17 protein-coding genes are annotated in these 15,975 nt (G+C 63.2%); 9 read left to right on the top strand and 8 right to left on the bottom strand.

What is annotated here, in order from left to right; translation table 11 throughout:
* Window positions 1–257 precede the first annotated feature (257 nt).
* Window positions 258–1,514 carry an ABC transporter substrate-binding protein gene (locus E9677_RS07005; RefSeq protein ID WP_136557398.1) on the top strand — a complete coding sequence of 419 codons (1,257 nt, stop codon included), beginning with the start codon at window positions 258–260 and terminating at the stop codon, window positions 1,512–1,514.
* Window positions 1,515–1,571: 57 nt separating this feature from the next.
* Here E9677_RS07005 and E9677_RS07000 read toward each other — a convergent pair whose 3' ends face one another.
* Window positions 1,572–3,986: a YbcC family protein gene (locus tag E9677_RS07000; protein ID WP_136557397.1), complete on the bottom strand. Its 2,415-nt coding sequence runs from the start codon at window positions 3,984–3,986 to the stop codon at window positions 1,572–1,574.
* A 4-nt stretch (window positions 3,987–3,990) separates the two neighbouring features.
* Entirely contained in the window at window positions 3,991–5,565 is a 1,575-nt protein-coding gene (locus E9677_RS06995) for a proton-conducting transporter transmembrane domain-containing protein (RefSeq protein WP_205910128.1), read from the bottom strand.
* A gap of 134 nt (window positions 5,566–5,699) precedes the next feature.
* Here E9677_RS06995 and E9677_RS06990 point away from each other — a divergent pair, with 134 nt between their 5' ends.
* The 5 genes from E9677_RS06990 (at window position 5,700) to E9677_RS06970 (ending at window position 9,000) form a co-directional block, all read left to right on the top strand.
* Entirely contained in the window at window positions 5,700–6,596 is an 897-nt protein-coding gene (locus E9677_RS06990) for a LysR family transcriptional regulator (protein WP_136557395.1), read from the top strand.
* Window positions 6,597–6,641: 45 nt separating this feature from the next.
* On the top strand, window positions 6,642–7,631 hold the full coding sequence (locus E9677_RS06985) for an NAD(P)/FAD-dependent oxidoreductase (protein WP_136557394.1): 990 nt from the start codon (window positions 6,642–6,644) through the stop codon (window positions 7,629–7,631).
* 3 nt (window positions 7,632–7,634) lie between these two features.
* Entirely contained in the window at window positions 7,635–8,066 is a 432-nt protein-coding gene (locus E9677_RS06980) for a DUF3429 domain-containing protein (RefSeq protein WP_136557393.1), read from the top strand.
* A gap of 110 nt (window positions 8,067–8,176) precedes the next feature.
* On the top strand, window positions 8,177–8,809 hold the full coding sequence (locus E9677_RS06975) for a sigma-70 family RNA polymerase sigma factor (RefSeq protein ID WP_136557392.1): 633 nt from the start codon (window positions 8,177–8,179) through the stop codon (window positions 8,807–8,809).
* Window positions 8,806–9,000, top strand: coding sequence for a zf-HC2 domain-containing protein (locus E9677_RS06970; RefSeq protein ID WP_136557391.1), 195 nt, complete (start codon window positions 8,806–8,808; stop codon window positions 8,998–9,000). Before E9677_RS06975 ends, E9677_RS06970 begins: the two co-directional genes overlap by 4 nt.
* On the opposite strand, the gene E9677_RS06965 is transcribed toward E9677_RS06970, so the two are convergent.
* Genes E9677_RS06965 through pcaD form a run of 5 tightly spaced genes read right to left on the bottom strand, consistent with a single transcriptional unit; the run spans window position 9,001 to window position 12,647 of the window.
* The gene (locus E9677_RS06965) at window positions 9,001–10,050 is read right to left on the bottom strand and encodes a 3-carboxy-cis,cis-muconate cycloisomerase (RefSeq protein WP_136557390.1); all 1,050 of its coding nucleotides are present in this window, start codon (window positions 10,048–10,050) and stop codon (window positions 9,001–9,003) included.
* A gap of 19 nt (window positions 10,051–10,069) precedes the next feature.
* Window positions 10,070–10,684 (bottom strand): protocatechuate 3,4-dioxygenase subunit alpha, encoded by a 615-nt coding sequence (gene pcaG, locus E9677_RS06960; RefSeq protein ID WP_136557389.1) that lies wholly within the window; start codon window positions 10,682–10,684, stop codon window positions 10,070–10,072.
* Window positions 10,684–11,433, bottom strand: a complete 750-nt coding sequence (gene pcaH, locus E9677_RS06955) for a protocatechuate 3,4-dioxygenase subunit beta (protein ID WP_136557388.1) — start codon at window positions 11,431–11,433, stop codon at window positions 10,684–10,686. The genes pcaG and pcaH overlap by 1 nt, the downstream gene beginning before the upstream one ends.
* Window positions 11,426–11,845, bottom strand: a complete 420-nt coding sequence (pcaC, locus tag E9677_RS06950) for a 4-carboxymuconolactone decarboxylase (RefSeq protein ID WP_136557387.1) — start codon at window positions 11,843–11,845, stop codon at window positions 11,426–11,428. Before pcaC ends, pcaH begins: the two co-directional genes overlap by 8 nt.
* Window positions 11,838–12,647: a 3-oxoadipate enol-lactonase gene (gene pcaD, locus E9677_RS06945; protein ID WP_136557386.1), complete on the bottom strand. Its 810-nt coding sequence runs from the start codon at window positions 12,645–12,647 to the stop codon at window positions 11,838–11,840. The genes pcaC and pcaD overlap by 8 nt, the downstream gene beginning before the upstream one ends.
* Before the next feature lie 96 nt (window positions 12,648–12,743).
* Here pcaD and pcaQ point away from each other — a divergent pair, with 96 nt between their 5' ends.
* Complete coding sequence (gene pcaQ / locus E9677_RS06940; RefSeq protein ID WP_136557385.1) at window positions 12,744–13,667, top strand: pca operon transcription factor PcaQ; 924 nt, start codon at window positions 12,744–12,746, stop codon at window positions 13,665–13,667.
* A gap of 3 nt (window positions 13,668–13,670) precedes the next feature.
* On the opposite strand, the gene E9677_RS06935 is transcribed toward pcaQ, so the two are convergent.
* Window positions 13,671–14,432 (bottom strand): IclR family transcriptional regulator, encoded by a 762-nt coding sequence (locus tag E9677_RS06935; protein ID WP_408014695.1) that lies wholly within the window; start codon window positions 14,430–14,432, stop codon window positions 13,671–13,673.
* Window positions 14,433–14,568: 136 nt separating this feature from the next.
* Between E9677_RS06935 and E9677_RS06930 the strand changes: the two genes are divergently transcribed.
* Window positions 14,569–15,276 (top strand): 3-oxoacid CoA-transferase subunit A, encoded by a 708-nt coding sequence (locus E9677_RS06930; protein ID WP_136557384.1) that lies wholly within the window; start codon window positions 14,569–14,571, stop codon window positions 15,274–15,276.
* Window positions 15,273–15,974 (top strand): 3-oxoacid CoA-transferase subunit B, encoded by a 702-nt coding sequence (locus E9677_RS06925; RefSeq protein WP_136557383.1) that lies wholly within the window; start codon window positions 15,273–15,275, stop codon window positions 15,972–15,974. The genes E9677_RS06930 and E9677_RS06925 overlap by 4 nt, the downstream gene beginning before the upstream one ends.
* The last annotated feature ends 1 nt before the right edge of the window (window position 15,975 follow it).

The following is a 15,975-nucleotide window of genomic DNA, read 5'->3' as shown; positions in this document are numbered from 1 at the left end:
TCAAGAATGGATCTGAATTTCAGCCCCATTTCCCAGGGCAAGAAAGCGTGGGCCGTGCCGGCGCCGGACCCGCTCGACCACCATTGCGACTGTCGAACTTCCGCAGGCGCTGAGAGGATCAACGATTTCCTAGGACCTCTCGTCCACATTGTCTCGGCCCGGACGGCTTTCCTCATCGTCGGAACTCTCCGTCGGGGCATCAGTGATGAAGCGCTGCACAGGCGAGCCGTCATCGTGCCAATGCGGGGGGAGCCAGAATGAGAACCTTGATCATGTCCGTCGCATTTTTCGCGGCAACCGGCCAAGTTGCGGTCTCGGCCGCAGATCTGCGCATGTCCTGGTGGGGCAGCGAGGACCGCCATATCGCCACGCAGGAAGCGCTTGAGCACTGCGGTGACAAGTTCGGCCACACCATCTCTCCGGAGTTCACCGGCTGGACCGGCCACCAGGAGAAAATCGCCACCCAGCTCGCCGGCCGAACCGAGGCCGACATCATGCAGATCAACTGGCCCTGGCTCCCTCTCTTCTCGAAGAGCGGCGACGGCTTTGCCGATCTCAACCAGTTCAGGGATGTCATCGATCTCGGCCAGTGGTCGGATGCCTATCTGAGAAACGGCAGTGTCGACGGCAAGCTGAACGGGCTGCCGGTCTCCACCACCGGCCGCGTCTTCATGTTCAACAACACCACCTATGACAAGGCGGGCCTCGCCATCCCGGCCACCTGGGACGACTTGTTCGCCGCAGCCCCGGTCATGAAGGAAAAGCTCGGCCAGGATTATTACCCATTCGAAGGCACCGGCCTCGACGCCCGTCTCGTCGTCATCCTGCGCACCACGCAGAAGACCGGCAAGGACCTGATCGACCCCGCCACACAGCAGGTCGCCTGGACCATGCAAGAACTGGCGGAAGGCCTCGATTTTTACCAGACCATGGTCGACCGGGGCGTCGTCAAGTCCTGGAAGGACGTGGCCGCCGGGGGCAATGCGCCGCTGCACGAAGACCCTGAATGGGCCAGTGGCAAGATTGCCGGCACCTATCAGTGGAGCAGCATATACGGCAAGATCGCGGGCCCGATGGAAGAAGGCCAGCAGCTCGTGCCGGTCAAGCTGCTGCAGGTCGACAGTGCAACCACCCAAGGCGTCTACCGCAAGCCCTCGATGCTGTTTGCCATTTCCAAAAACAGCAAGGAGCCGAAGGCCGCTGCCGAAATACTCAACTGCCTGCTGAATGATCCGGAAGCCGTTGCGATCCTCGGCGCGACCAGAGGCGTGCCATCCAGCAAGGTCGCACTTGAAGAGCTGACCAAGGCGGGCTCCATCGACCCTGTTCAAATCGAGGCAAACAGGATCGTCTTGGAGAGCACCGGGGTCGGCGTATCACCGCTCAACGAGCATCCCCGCGTCGCTGACGTCTTCGACACCACCTTCGAAGCCTTCGCTTATGGCCAGATGTCGGCAGAGAGCGCGGCTGCGGAAATCATCAATGGCATCAACGGCATCCTAACCGGCATCTGAAGCAAGGCACCAAACGGTCCGCGCCGCAAGCCAGCCGGAGGCAATCCATGCGTGGCGTCAACTCGCAGCCTTCTGCTCGAAACCCGATGCCGCACCCTGGCGAACATCTGTCCAGGCGAAATTTCCGGCATAGCGCCAGGCCATCTGGCCGTGCTCGTCGAGTGCAAAGAGGCTGAGCCAGCCATTGTCGAACAGCGCCCGCACCTGTGCATGCCGTTTCAGGATGTCGGCGATGGCCTCCTTCGGCGCCTCGACGGCGACGGTCAGTCGAAGCGGTTCGTGGACGAAATTCTCACCGTCATGCACCGACTGCCAGGGAAGCCCGGCGCGCAGGTTGCCGCCATTGCCCTCGACGACCCCGATGCCGCCGACGACATTGTGCAACAGCTTGTTGCCGGCACCGAACAGCGACTGCGCAACCGACGAGCCGAAATACTGCAGGCTGATCCAGCTCGCGACGACCACGGGAGCCGTCAGGATGAGTTCGAGGATCTTGAAACCCTCATCCTTCTTCCAGACATAGTCGTGCAGGAAGGCTTGCCCCTCCAGCGAGCGGCCTGCGGTCCGCGTGCGCGGCGCGGCGATAAAGGCACGGCATCCGGCAAGCCCGAGCTCGGGCCGGACTTCAGACCAATCCCGACTACGCTCGATGACGCTATCCGCTGAAGCCCGAGGCAGACGCCGCGCCCGCTCGGCGCGCGTCAGGCGGCCGGCCTGGGCAAGCCATTGCCGGATACGGACGATATCCTCCGCTGCGAGGTCGCTTTCCAGGTCGTCTTCGAACAGCGTCACGCTATCCGTCGTCGTATCATGCAGGCCACCGAGGAAAACAGTATCGGCCGGGATGGTGATCCCATTGGCGGTAAGCTTCTCCCGCACGGCCAGGTCGTTCAGCAGATCGGCCAGCAGACGCACGTTGACGTCGCCCGCATACCCGCCGCAGGCGCCGCAGTGAAGGGCGCTGGCATAGGGGTTGTTGACCACATTCGCCCCATGACCGGAGATCAGCACGAAGCGGCCAAAGCCTTCCGTCAGCGACATGGCCTTGAGCACGGTTTCGGCGATCACCGCCCGCGTGTCGAGATCGAGGCTCGGGGCAAAGCGCGGCTTGGCTGCATCCGGCCCCTTGCCCTTGCCGAAGCCCAGACCGTCGCACATCAGCTTGCCGGCATAGACGGGGCCCATGGCCTCGACGAAGGCGAAGGAAGAGACGGCGGCCAGCTTGAAGCGACCCCAGGCACGGGTGGCACGGGCACTGAACCGCGCCTGCTGATCGGCATCCTCATCGTGATCGACGACGCTGCAGCTGAAGACGGAAGGCTTCAGGAGAACCGGCAAGCGATGCTCTGATACGTCGGAGGCAAAGCCCTTGTGGCTTGCACCCAGACCAAAGAAGCCGGCAAAGCCGAGTGTGCGAACAGCAGGATCAACGCTTTCGAGCGAGCGGCGGAAGACTTCCGAGCGCACGTCGATGCAGAAGGCCGCCTGCAGTACCGGCCGCAACTCGGCAACCTTGACCGGCGAGGGTGCAGCAAGCGTGGCCGCAAGCTTCCGCTGCGCCGCGCGCTCGGCAGCGACCTGCAGCAAGCCGTCGATGACGGTATCGAAATCCGGGCTGACCGGCTCGACGTGGCTTCGTCGCACCTGCTGCCACTCACCCTCAATGGCGGCCTTGTGACGCGCATAAAGCGCCTCTTCGAAGACGAGCCTGATGGCGAGCAGCTCAAGCGCCGTAGTGTCCGTGCGTCCCTCGACCTCGGCCTTGAACTGGATGTGGCGCGCATACTGCGCCCAGCCGCCGACAGTCAGCAGAAGCTGATGGAAATAGGTGCCGGGTTCGGCGCCGAGGCCGAGTGACACGGCCGCCCGCTCGATCGCCGCATGCGGCGTCTCCGGCGTTTCGTCGACATGAATGCTGAAGCCCTTGAACCCCAGGATCTCAGGAGTCAGATCGTGGGTCGCAAAGGCGCGCCAGGCTGCGTAGAGCCCGTTGCGCCGGGAAGCGGCCCAGAGGGCCTGCCCCTGATCGAAGAAGCCGGCCGCAAAGCTGCCGATCCGCTCGGAGACCAGCCCCGGCCAGTCCTTGCCCGTGGCCCGCGCGGCAAGCTCCGCGATCGTCGGGAGTGGGGCAATCTTCTGCGGCTCCTCGGCAACGGCAGCCTTCAGCGCCGGCAGATCGATCCGGTTGAACAGCGTGCTCGCCTGAAGTGCCGCGACCAGATCTTCATCGATGATCTCGCCCTTGGCGATCAGGTCCGCATAGTGCTTGCGCGGCAGAGCCAGCCGGACGCCACCGATCCGGGCCAGCCGGGCTGCGGTGTTGTCCAGTGTTTCGCTGATCTGGCCGAGGAATGGGTTGACGGCGACGGTCGCCGTCAGCGGCCAGGCCGGCGGGATCGCCCGCACGGCCTGATCCGCCGCCCGGGCAAGCGCTTCACCATGCAGGGTGTCCACTGTGGTCGTCTCGGTCATCGGTTCACTCCTTCACGGAAGCAGGCGTTGCGGAGGTGTTGCGCGGAAGCGTCCAGCCACCGAGCAGGCGATCAAAGAGGGCATTGACGTAGAGACCGTTTGCGAGATGGACGCGCAGGCCCGCCGCCGCCGGATGATAGGCCCAGAGCGGGAAGAGCGACTGGGCAACCGCGACCACTCCGAAGGTGACGACGGCGAGCAGCATCAGCGTCCATTCAAGCGGCCCGGGCTGCGGGGTCGCCGGCAGCGTGCCAAGCATCAGCTTGTCGGAGACGCGCTGCAGCGCGAAGTAGGCCGTGGCCGCCGAGATCGCGTAGAGCGAGGTCCGCCAGGTGAGCGCCCGGGGAGCCGCATCCGCCAAGCCTTGCGCAATGAGATAGGCAACGCCGAAGATCAGGATCGCACCGAGTGCCAGCGCCTGCGGCGGCTTGTCGGCAAAGCCGAAGAGCACACCGATGACGGCATAGATGGTCAGCGCCAGCAGGAAGGCGCGCCCGACCGCCTTGGCATTCGGGATCGCGACCGGACCGGGACGCTTGATCGAGGCGACCGTTTCGATGGCCGAGCCGGAGGCGAGGAATGCATGCGCCTTGTAAAGCGAGTGGGCGACGATGTGTAAAAGCGCGATCGGGAAGAGCGCCAGACCGCATTGCAGGATCATGAAGCCCATCTGCGCGACCGTGGACCAGGCGAGCGAGGTCTTCACCGCAGACTGTGTAAGCATCACGAGACTGCCGAACAACGCCGTGAAGCCGCCGACCATGACCAGCACCGCAAGCACCACCGGCGCCTGCAGCATGACATCGGCAAAGCGGATCAGCAGGAAGCCGCCGGCATTGACGACACCGGCATGCAGCAAAGCCGAAACCGGGGTCGGCGTTTCCATCACCTCCGTCAGCCAGCCATGGGTCGGGAACTGGGCGGACTTCAGAAGTGCGGCGACGGCAAGGAGCGCTGCGGCAGCGATCGTCAGCGGCAGCCCCTCGCCCTCGCGCGCGGCGGCAAGAATGGTCGCAATGTCGCCGGTGCCGAAGGAGATGGCAAGCAGGACAACCGCGCCGATCAGGGCGGCATCACCGGTGCGCGAGACGATGAACTTCTTGCGCGCGGCGCGCTGGGCAGCGATCCTGTCAGGATAAAAGAGCAGGAGTTGATGCAGGAGCATGCTGGTCGCAACCCAGCCGACGACGAGCTGCAGCAGCGTGCCAGACTGGACGAGCAGGAGCACGGCCGCAAGGGTCGCCGTCATCCAGCCCGTGAACGGCCCCTGCCGCTCTTCGCCGTCAAGGAAGGTGCCGGCATAACGCAGCACTACCCAGCCGATGAAGGACACGAGCAGCAGCAGCACCAGGCTGACAAGATCAAGCCGCGAGGCGAGCGCGAAGTAGCCATAGCCGATGACAGGGCTGGTTCCCGGCCCCTGGACCACCAGGACGACAGCGGAAAGGATTGCGACGAGTATCGAACCGAGGGCAGCGAATTCGGCAATGCGTATCGCCTGACGCGGGCGAAGGCCGGGCGCCTGGAAGGCACAGAGCGAGGCACCGGCAAGCAGCAGCGGTGCGAGGAGCGGCAACATATGGATCACTAGATGTCTCCGGTCTGGGCCGCTGCTTGGGAGGAGGCAGCGGCGATCTCGAGGGACCTGTTATCAGCGGCGTCATCGCAAGAAAAATTCATTGTTTCTCTAAAATCGTTCTATAAAACAGAACCATGTCTGAGCTGAACTATCATCACCTCCGCTATTTTCGCGCCGTCGCCCATGACGGCAACCTGACCCGCACGGCCGAGCGGCTGAACCTGTCGCAATCGGCGCTCTCGATCCAGATCAAGCAGCTGGAAGAGCGGTTGGGCCATTCTCTCTTCGAGCGTCGGGGTCGACAGCTTTATCTGACCGAAGCGGGCCGCATCGCGCTTGACCATGCTGACACGATCTTTTCGGCCGGCGAGGAGCTGGTCGAGACGCTGAAGGAAACCGGGAGGACACGCCGCGCCATCCGCATTGGCGCGCTCGCCACGCTGTCACGCAACTTCCAAATGGAGTTCCTGCGTCCGATCCTCGGGCGCTCCGACGTCGACATGATCCTGCGCTCGGGCAGCACCAGCGAGTTGCTGGGCGCGCTGGAAGCGCTGAACCTCGACATCGTCCTGCTCAACCAGGCGCCGATGGCCGATTCAGTCACGCCCTTCATCGCCCAGCATGTCTACCAACAGCGGGTCAGCCTCATCGGCAGGCCATCCTACGGTAAACCAGGCGCGACGCTCGCTGACCTTCTCGGTGAGCACCCCGTCATCCTCCCGACGCTCGAAAGCGGCGTGCGCTCGCAGTTCGAAGCCCTCGTCGCACGCCTTGGCATCACCCCGCAGATCGCCGCCGAAGTCGACGACATGGCGATGATGCGTCTTCTGGCCCGCGAAGGTGCGGGCCTTGCCGTTCTCCCGCCGATCGTCGTCAAGGGCGAACTCGAGGCCGGCACGCTGGTCGAGTTCGACGCCCTGCCCGGCATGATAGAATCCTTCTATGCCGTGACCGTGAAGCGGCGCTTTCCGAACCCGCTCATCCGGCCACTGCTGGAAGCGAGCGAAGACGGCAAATCCACCACCGACTGATCCGCGTAAAGCATAAGCGCGCCAAGCGCTTGAGAGAGGGATTGCGTGAAGACGTCCATTGCCATCATCGGAGCCGGGATTGCCGGTATCACGCTTGCGCGGGCGCTTGCCCCGTCAGCCGACGTCACCATTTTCGAGAAGAGCCGAGGCCTCGGCGGCCGCATGGCAAACCGCCGCCGCGAAGGTTTTACCTTCGACCACGGCGCCCAGTATTTCACCGCCCGCTCGCCGGCATTCCGGTCGGTTGCGGAAGATGCCATCAAGGCGGGTCATGCCGGCATCTGGCCGAAGGCGGTGCACACGCTCAGGGCCGACGGATTAGTGGTCGACAGCCGCCCACCGGAGCCGCGCTATATCGGGCTGCCCGGCATGAGCGGGTTTGCGAACGGATTGGCCGAGGGCCTTCAGATCCGCAAGGAAGCGACGGTTGCCGCCCTGAAGCGTACCGAACATGGCTGGGCACTGACCGATAGCGAAGGCCAGGATTTCGGCCGTTTCGATCTTGTACTTTCCACCGCCCCGGCACCGCAGACCATCCGGCTGATGCCCGAGGCATTCTCCGGTCGAGAAGCTTTGGCCAGTGTCCGCATGAGCGGCTGCTTCACCCTGATGATCGGCCTCGATGAGCCCCTGGATCTCAGCTTCCAAGCCGCCCGCATCGAGGATGACGTCTTGAGCTGGATTGCCGTCGAGGGCAGCAAGCCCGGCCGCGGAGAGAAAGAGGCGCTCACCATCCACAGCCGCAACGATTGGGCCGAGGCAAACCTGGAACGCGACCGTGACGAGGTGAAATCGGAAATGCTCGCGTCGCTAACGCGCCTGCTTGGACTGGACTTCTCGAATGCCGCCTGGCTGGATCTGCACCGCTGGCGCTATGCGAGTGTCGAAAAGCCGGCTGGGCAAGCCTTCCTCTTCGATGAAGCCCTCGGCCTTGGGGCCTGCGGCGACTGGTGCCTCGGCAACCGCGTCGAGGCCGCTGTCGAAAGTGCAACGGCCCTGTCGGAACTGCTGACCACACGCCTGCAAGGAGCCTGACCGATGTATCGCGATCCCGCGCTCACCAAACTGCTGACCTATGCCGGCGCTCTGCCCTTCTGGGCGCTGGCGGTGGCCCAGGCGCTCGGCTACCAGCCCACACTCGCCGCGCAAGCCATCATTGCATACGGAACCGGCATCTCCTGCTTCATGGCCGGCACGCTCTGGAGCCAGGCTCAGATCCGCGCTCAGGATCCGAGGCTCATGCTGATCGTGAGCAATGTCGCGGCACTCGCGGCCATCGGCGGGCTGCTGGCCTACCCTTACATACCGACTTTAACGATGGCGCTGCATGTGGGGGTATTTCTGGTCCTGCTTGCCGCCGATCTCGGCATACACCGGAAAGGTGACCAACCCGCCTGGTATCTGGCGCTCCGGCGCAACGTCACGCTTCTGGTGATCGCCGCATACATGGTGGTGATGATACTGACATGAGATTTTTTGTGAGCGCCCTGTAAGATGGCGCTGAAAGCCGCGACTAAGCGAAGGCGTGCTGTGCGGCGCGCCGGGTCTTGGCAGGCGCGGGCAATGTCCGGGGGATCACGATGGCGAATGCGGGCGAGCAGGAATTGAACGGCGGAAACGGCGCGGCGGCACCGTTCCTGGCCGATGCGATATATATGGCGGAGCTGCGTCAACGCATGTTGAGTTTCGCAAGCCTCCAGCTTGCCGATCCGGGCCTTGCCGAAGATGCCGTCCAGGAAGCGCTCGCCGGCGCGCTTCGCAATGCCAAGGCCTTCGCCGGGCGGTCCGCTTTCCGCACCTGGGTCTTCGCCATCCTGCGCAACAAGATCGCCGACCAGATCCGCTTCAAGCGCAAGCAATCGCAGATGATCGCGATGCCGCTCGTTCATTTCCCGGATGAGGACGAGCCACGCTACTTTGACGCCAAGGGGTCTTGGGCCCCGGAAAACCGTCCAAGCGACTGGGGCAATCCGGAAGTCGAGCTGCTCGGCAAGGATTTCTGGCGGGTCTTCGAGGCCTGCCTCGACCATCTGCCGCCCGACCAGGGCCGCGTCTTCATGATGCGCGAATTCGTCGAGATGGAAACCGAGGAAATCTGCGCCGAGATCGGCATCACCACCACCAACATGCATGTCCTGATGCACCGCGCGCGGCTACGGCTGCGCAATTGCCTGCAAGGACACTGGTTCGCGCCGGAGGAGACATTGTCATGATGTGCGAAAACGCAACGAAGCTCGCTTCGGACGAACTCGACCGACGCCTCTCGCTCGGCGAAACCGTCGGCCTGCGCCTGCATCTCTTCAAATGCGGCGCCTGCTCGGGCTTCGTCCGGCAAATCCAGATGATGCGCAAGGTCACCCGCCGCTACGTCGCGACCGACGCATCCGATCCGGGTGAGAGGTAGTCAGCGGTCGCCGAGTTCCTCGATCGACTGCAGGACTTCGGTGCCAAGCCGTGTGGCCGCCCCCGTGGCAATTGCCATCTGCGGCAGGATCATCCATTCGAGCGTCCAGGCAGCGCCCGACCGCTCCTGCTCATGCACCAGGGACTGATGCAGGCCAGAAATTTGCACGGCATTGAACCGGGCGAGCGTAACCAGAACTTCGGCCTTCACCGGGTTTCTCTTGTGCGGCATGGCCGAAGAAGCTCCGCCGCCGCCAATCACCGCCGTGCCCTTGTCCGCCATCAGCGCCAGATCCTGGCCGATCTTGCCGAGGCTGCCGCTGATGTGGGAGAACAGTCCGCCGATCTCGGCAATGATCGCCCGCTGGCTGTGCCATTGCGGCCGGTCGGAAAGCTGAAGCAGCGCGGCGAGCCTTGTACGAACGAACGACGCCTTGTCTCCAAGCTTTTCGAGCGTGCCGGCAGCGCCACCGAACTGCAGCGGCAGACCGGCTTTCAGCATGTGCTGAACAGCAGCCCGATGCGCGACGACTGGCCCCTTCCACGTGGCAAGTCGATCGGCAACCGTGATCGGGATCGCCGCCTGCATGCGCGTGCGCCCCATCAGGGGCTGGGTGCCGAAGCGCGTCTCCAGACCGTCAAGAGAGGAGATGATAGCCGCCAGACGCTGATCGAGGAATGAAAGCACAGCACCCAGCCGCAGCATCAGGCCGGTATCGATGGCATCCTGGCTGGTTGCGCCGAAATGCAGATGTTCGCCGGCGTCGCCGAGCCCCGCCCGCCACTGCCGCACGAGATCGGGGATGACAACACCGTCACGCCCGATCGCCTGCTTAAGGGCGTCGAGATCGGCAACGAATGCTTCCGGCAGCGCCGCAATCTCTTCAGCGGATGCGTCCGGGATAAGCCCTTCGGCAGCCTCCGCCTCGGCAAGCGCCACCTCGAAACGCAGCATGGCCGACAGCTCGGCTGCGGCCGAGAACTGCGCTCCGATCTCGTCATCGCCCAGAAGGCCTGATAAAATCGGATGGTCGAAGACGGATGCGGTCATGCTGATCTCAAGGCCCTTCTCAGATGTCGAAGAAGACCGTCTCCTTCTCACCCTGCAGGTGGATGTCGAAGTGATAGGTCGAACCGTCACGCTGCGCAATCAGCGTCGGCACGCGCACACGGTGCTCGATGCGCGCGAGGATCGGATCCTCGGCATTGGCCGCCTCTTCATCGCCGAAATAAAGGCGCGTGTTGAGGCCGAGATTGATGCCGCGCGCGACGATCCAGAACGAGATATGCGGCGCCATAAGGCGTCCATCCCGGAAGGGCACCCGGCCCGGCTTGATCGTCTCGAACCGGTATTCGCCTGACGTGAGATCGCAAGGGCAACGCCCCCAACCTGTGAAGTTCGGATCGGCACTGCCGCGCGTCTCGGACGGGCTGTTGTAAATCCCGTCAGCATCCGCCTGCCAGATTTCGATCAGCGCATCCTTGAGCGGCGTGCCGGAGCCATCGATGACACGACCCGTGATCGTGATACGCTCGCCGCGCGTCTTGTCATTGACCATCACAGTGCCGAGATCGACCGGATAGATACCCTTGATGTCGGCGAAGTTCGGCGTGAGTCCGATATGCACGTAAGGGCCCGCCGTCTGCGAGGCGCTTTCCTTGAGGTAACCGAGATCCTGGACCATCAATTTCCCTCCATCCGGTTCTCGAACAAGGTCGAACGCCGACCGCGCAACACCATGTCGAACTTGTAGGCCCGCGCATCCATCGGGATGGTTGCCGACCAGTCGAGGGCTGCCACAAGCTGCTCGATCGCAGCGCGATCCGGGATCGTCAGCACGATCGGACATTTCCAGATCATCGGATCGCCCTCGAAATACATCTGGGTGATAAGGCGCTGCGAGAAGCCATGGCCGAAGATGGAGAAATGGATATGCGCCGGCCGCCAGTCGTTGACGCCATTCGGCCAGGGATAGGGGCCGGGCTTGATCGTACGGAAGGCATAATAGCCGTTCTCGTCGGTGATCGTGCGCCCGCAGCCGCCGAAATTCGGATCGAGCGGTGCGAGATAGCTTTCCTTCTTGTGGCGATAGCGTCCACCGGCATTGGCCTGCCAGAACTCGATGAGCGCACCAGGAACAGGCCGTCCGCGCTCGTCGAGCACGCGGCCATGCACGATGATGCGCTCTCCGATCGCGCTCTCGCCTGATTTGGCGAAGTTGTGGATCAGGTCGTTGTCGAGCTCGCCGAGCATGGAGTGGCCGAAAACGGGGCCCGTTATCTCGGACTTGGTACCATCGAGCGACAGCAGCGCCTTCTGCGGCGAGCGCAGGACGGAGGTCTTGTAGGTCGGGGTATAGGCCGGCGGATGCCAGTTGCGGTCGCGCGGGAAGAAGGCGCCTCCCTCCGGGTTCTTGTTGGAAAGATCAGTCATGGCTTCCTCCCGCGGTCTCGCCGGCATCCATCCGTTCAAACACGTGCTTGGCGATCTTGAAAGCCCTGTTTGCCGCGGGAACGCCGGCATAGACAGCCACATGCATCAGCGCTTCCGTAATATCCTCCCGGCTAGCGCCTGTATTGGCCGTTGCCCGGATATGCATCGCAACCTCCTCGTCGTGACCGAGAGCCGCAAGCAATGCGATCGTGATCATCGAGCGTTCGCGTGGGCTGATGCCGGAACGCGACCAGACCGTGCCCCAGGCGCCCTCGGTGATCATCTCCTGGAAGGGTTGATCGAGAGGCGTCGCAGACGCCGAGGCGCGATCGACATGAGTATCGCCCAGCACCCGGCGCCGGGTCGCCATCCCCTGTCGATAGCGGTCTGAAGGACTGCGGACATCAGCCATGGGCTGCCTCTCCTGAAATGACGGGCGCGAGAAAGGCCTCGATGATGGTGGTGAGCATTTCCGGCTGTTCGACGCAGGGAATGTGTCCAGCGTCCTTGATGACTTCGTAGCGCGCGCCGGGCACGAGCTTGGCAAGCGACAACACGAGATCGGGGGGCGTTGCTCCATCCTGATCGCCGACGACACAGAGCGTGGGAACGGCGACCTGACCTGCAGCAGCCGTGTAATCGGCATCGAGGATCGCCCCGCAGGTGCCGATATACCCTTCCACAGGCTGGCGGAGCATCATGTTGCGATATCCCGGGAAAGCCGGATCGCTGTTGCGGAAGGCGGGCGTGAACCAGCGCTCCATGACGCCGTCGACGATTGCAGAAAGCCCGCCTTCTTCGATTGCTGTGATGCGGGCTGCCCACATCTCTGCGGTTCCGATCTTATGCGCGGTATCGCAAAGGATCAGCGCCTTCACCAGATCCGGGCGGCGTGCATAGAGCCCTTGGGCGATGAGCCCGCCGACTGACAGGCCGCAGATGACGGCATTGCTGACCTTCAGATGCTCCAGCAAACCGATCAGGTCATCGACATGGTCTTCGATCGAGTACGGGGCCTGCCCGACATCCGAAAGCCCATGCCCGCGCTTGTCATAGGTCAGCAGCGGATAGCTGCCCGCGAGACGCACGATCACGTCGCGCCAGATGCGGAAATCCGTGCCGAGTGAATTGATGAAGACGATGACCGGCTTGTTGCCCGGCCCACCAATGATCTGGTGATGCAGGCTGACGCCGTTGACCTGAACGAACTGCACGGGATCCTCCTCCGTTGACACCATATTGCTCACGCGATTTGGTTAGGTAAAATGATGTTTTCCATCTTATTCCTAACCGTAGGGTTATGTTTCCCCATGATCGACAACAGAGTGAAGTTTCGCCACCTGCAAACATTCGTTGAGGTTGCGCGCCAGAAGAGCGTGATGAAAGCGGCGGAACTCCTGCATGTCAGCCAGCCAGCAGTGACCAAGACCATCCGCGAACTCGAGGAGGTGCTGGGCGTCGCGGTATTCGAGAAGGATGGTCGCGGCATCAGGATCACCCGCTACGGCGAAGCCTTTTTGAAACATGCAGGCGCGGCCCTGACCGCGCTGCGCCAAGGCTTCGATTCCGTCTCGCATGCGCTGCATGCCGATGCGCCGCCGATCCGCGTCGGGGCACTGCCGACTGTCTCGACCCGCATCATGCCACAGGCAATGACGCTTTTCCTGAAGGAGGGCGTGCCGGCCCGTATCAAGATCGTCACCGGAGAAAATGCCGTCCTGCTCGAACAGTTACGGGTCGGCGACCTCGATCTCGTTGTCGGACGCCTCGCGGCCCCCGAACAGATGGCCGGCTTCTCCTTCGAACACCTCTATTCCGAACAGGTGATCTTCTGCGTCCGCGCCGGACACCCGCTCCTGTCGGCCGGCTCAGACCTGTTCGGCGAACTGGAGCGATATGCGGTTCTGATGCCAACGCGGGCGTCGATCATCCGCCCCTTCGTCGAGCGTTTCCTGATCGCCAACGGCATTTCCGGACTGCCGACCCAGATCGAGACCGTCTCCGACAGCTTCGGTCGTGCCTATGTTCGGCAGACCGATGCGATCTGGATTATATCGGCCGGCGTCGTGGCTACCGACCTTGCAGACGGCACGCTTGCGGCCCTGCCGATTGATACGAGCGAGACCAAGGGACCGGTCGGCCTCACCGTTCGGGCAGATGCCGTCCCCTCCATGCCGCTGGCGCTTCTGATGCGGACGATCCGCGAGGCCGCAGTTGAAGTGGCGAAAACCTGAGGCTCAGGGCAGCAGTGGTTTGAGCCTTGCCTGCAGGTCCAGCATGGCCGGGAGACAATGTGCCGCCAATTCCGCAGCCGGCAGCACGGCCGCCGGTGCACCGACATTGACAGCCGCCAACACGCGTCCGCGATCGTTGCGGATCGGGACGGCGATCGAGCAGAGGCCAATCTCGAGTTCCTGGTCGATGACGGCATAGCCTTGCTCCCGAACCCGGGAAATCTCTGCCTTCAGCAACCCGGGATCCGTCAGCGTGCGGGGCGTATGAGCCTTCAAAGTGGACGCGGACAGGATCAGTTCGACCTCTGCATCAGTGAGCGCGGCGAGCAGCACGCGCCCCATCGAAGCGCTATAGGCCGGCAGGCGCGAGCCGGGCATCAGGTTGATAGACATCACGCGCTTCTGTGATGCACGGGCGACATACACGATCTCGCTATTGTCGAGGATCGAGGCCGAGGCGCTGTGCCCGACGCGCTCCGACAACTGATCGAGATGTGGCTGAAGCAACACCGGCAGCGGCGTCGCTGAAAGCCATGCATGGCCGATCCGGAGAATCTTCGGCGTCAGTGAGAAGAACTTGCCGTCATAGTCCGCATAGCCGAGTTCGGCGAGCGTCAACAGACAACGCCGCGCGGTCGCCCTGTCGAGGCCGCTTGTTTCGGCTGCCTCGGTGATGCTGAGCCGCTGGCGCTCCGGTCCGAAAGCCTCCAGCACCTTCAAGCCCTTGGCGAAACCACCCATCAGATCGCGCTCACCGATCGCCATAGCCCACCACCAAGATTCGTGCGATTATCGAACAAATATCAAATATCGCACAAACTGCTTGCTGTCGATGTCTTCACGGTCATATTTGGCGACAGGAGAAAGCGGCCAGACCGCACTCGAGGAAACGGGAGTTCCCATGGACAAGAGAATTGCAAGCCTGGCGGATGCCGTGGCCGGGATCGGCGATGGCGCAACCGTCATGATCGGAGGCTTCGGCGGCTCCGGCGCGCCGATCGAGCTCATTCATGCGCTGATCGACAAGGGCCCGAAGAACCTGACGGTCATCAACAACAATGCCGGCAACGGGCGCATCGGCATCGCCGCGATGATCGATGCCGGTCTCGTCAAGAAGATGATCTGCTCCTTCCCGCGGTCCTCCGACCCGCGCGCCTTTACCGACCGTTACCTCGCCGGTGAGATCGAGCTGGAACTCGTGCCACAGGGCACACTCGCCGAGCGCATCCGCGCCGGCGGTGCCGGCATCCCGGCCTTCTATACGCCGACAAGCTTCGGCACCGAGCTGGCCAATGGCAAGGTGATCGCCGAGTTCGACGGCCGCAAATACGTCCAGGAACGCTGGCTCAAGGCCGACTTCGCCATCGTCAAGGCGCATCTCGGCGACACCATGGGCAACCTGACCTACCGAATGGCCGGCCGTAACTTCAATCCGCTGATGTGCATGGCCGCGGCCAAGACGATCGCCCAGGTCTCTAGGATCGTGAAGCCCGGCGAGATCGATCCCGAGCAGGTGATCACCCCCGGCATCTTCGTCGATGGCGTCGTTGAAGTCGCCAACCCGCAACAGGAAGAAGAGCTCATCCGAGCCGGAGTGGCCTACGCATGACCGACGCACCTGCAATCGACACCCGCGAAGACATCAAGCTCTCGAACGCCCAGATCGCCTGGCGCGCTGCCCAGGATATCGAGGACGGCGCCTATGTAAACCTCGGCATCGGCTTCCCGGAAATGGTGGCCAAATTCCAGCCTGAGGGACGCGAAGCGATCTTCCACACGGAAAACGGTGTGCTGAACTTCGGCGAAGCGCCGGCTGCCGGCGAAGAAGACTGGGACCTGATCAATGCCGGCAAAAAGGCCGTGACGCTGAAGCCGGGTGCAGCCTTCTTCCATCACGCCGACAGCTTTGCCATGGTCCGTGGCGGCCATCTCGACGTCGCAATCCTCGGCGCCTATCAGGTGGCCGAAAATGGCGACCTCGCCAACTGGCGCGTAGGCTCCAAGGGTGTTCCCGCCGTCGGCGGCGCCATGGATCTCGTGCATGGCGCAAAGCAGGTCGTCGTCATCACCGAACACGTCACCAAAGACGGCAAGCCGAAGCTCGTCGAGCGCTGCACCTTCCCGCTGACCGGCGTCGGCTGCATCACCCGCGTCTATACGAGCCATGCCGTGATCGACATCGTCGACGCCAAATTCGTCGTGCGCGAAAAGCTCGCCGCCATGACCATGGATGAGCTGCAGGCCATGACCGGCGCCAAGCTCCACACGGACGGCCAGATCGCCGATCTCGTCGTGCCCGCGCTGTAAG

It is taken from the genome of Peteryoungia rhizophila (assembly GCF_004912145.1).
Lineage (GTDB): Bacteria > Pseudomonadota > Alphaproteobacteria > Rhizobiales > Rhizobiaceae > Allorhizobium > Allorhizobium rhizophilum.
This window is presented reverse-complemented; position numbering and strand designations above follow the sequence as displayed.

What these genes read in the sequence shown, in the direction of transcription:
- pcaH (WP_136557388.1), bottom strand. Translation starts at nt 11,433, where the DNA reads ATGACTGATCTTTCCAACAAGAACCCGGAGGGAGGCGCCTTCTTCCCG.
- E9677_RS06970 (WP_136557391.1), top strand. Translation starts at nt 8,806, where the DNA reads ATGATGTGCGAAAACGCAACGAAGCTCGCTTCGGACGAACTCGACCGA.
- E9677_RS07005 (WP_136557398.1), top strand. Translation starts at nt 258, where the DNA reads ATGAGAACCTTGATCATGTCCGTCGCATTTTTCGCGGCAACCGGCCAA.
- E9677_RS07000 (WP_136557397.1), bottom strand. Translation starts at nt 3,986, where the DNA reads ATGACCGAGACGACCACAGTGGACACCCTGCATGGTGAAGCGCTTGCC.
- E9677_RS06990 (WP_136557395.1), top strand. Translation starts at nt 5,700, where the DNA reads ATGTCTGAGCTGAACTATCATCACCTCCGCTATTTTCGCGCCGTCGCC.
- E9677_RS06935 (WP_408014695.1), bottom strand. Translation starts at nt 14,432, where the DNA reads ATGGCGATCGGTGAGCGCGATCTGATGGGTGGTTTCGCCAAGGGCTTG.
- E9677_RS06925 (WP_136557383.1), top strand. Translation starts at nt 15,273, where the DNA reads ATGACCGACGCACCTGCAATCGACACCCGCGAAGACATCAAGCTCTCG.
- E9677_RS06995 (WP_205910128.1), bottom strand. Translation starts at nt 5,565, where the DNA reads ATGTTGCCGCTCCTCGCACCGCTGCTGCTTGCCGGTGCCTCGCTCTGT.
- pcaC (WP_136557387.1), bottom strand. Translation starts at nt 11,845, where the DNA reads ATGGCTGATGTCCGCAGTCCTTCAGACCGCTATCGACAGGGGATGGCG.
- E9677_RS06980 (WP_136557393.1), top strand. Translation starts at nt 7,635, where the DNA reads ATGTATCGCGATCCCGCGCTCACCAAACTGCTGACCTATGCCGGCGCT.
- E9677_RS06975 (WP_136557392.1), top strand. Translation starts at nt 8,177, where the DNA reads ATGGCGAATGCGGGCGAGCAGGAATTGAACGGCGGAAACGGCGCGGCG.
- pcaQ (WP_136557385.1), top strand. Translation starts at nt 12,744, where the DNA reads ATGATCGACAACAGAGTGAAGTTTCGCCACCTGCAAACATTCGTTGAG.
- E9677_RS06965 (WP_136557390.1), bottom strand. Translation starts at nt 10,050, where the DNA reads ATGACCGCATCCGTCTTCGACCATCCGATTTTATCAGGCCTTCTGGGC.
- pcaG (WP_136557389.1), bottom strand. Translation starts at nt 10,684, where the DNA reads ATGGTCCAGGATCTCGGTTACCTCAAGGAAAGCGCCTCGCAGACGGCG.
- E9677_RS06930 (WP_136557384.1), top strand. Translation starts at nt 14,569, where the DNA reads ATGGACAAGAGAATTGCAAGCCTGGCGGATGCCGTGGCCGGGATCGGC.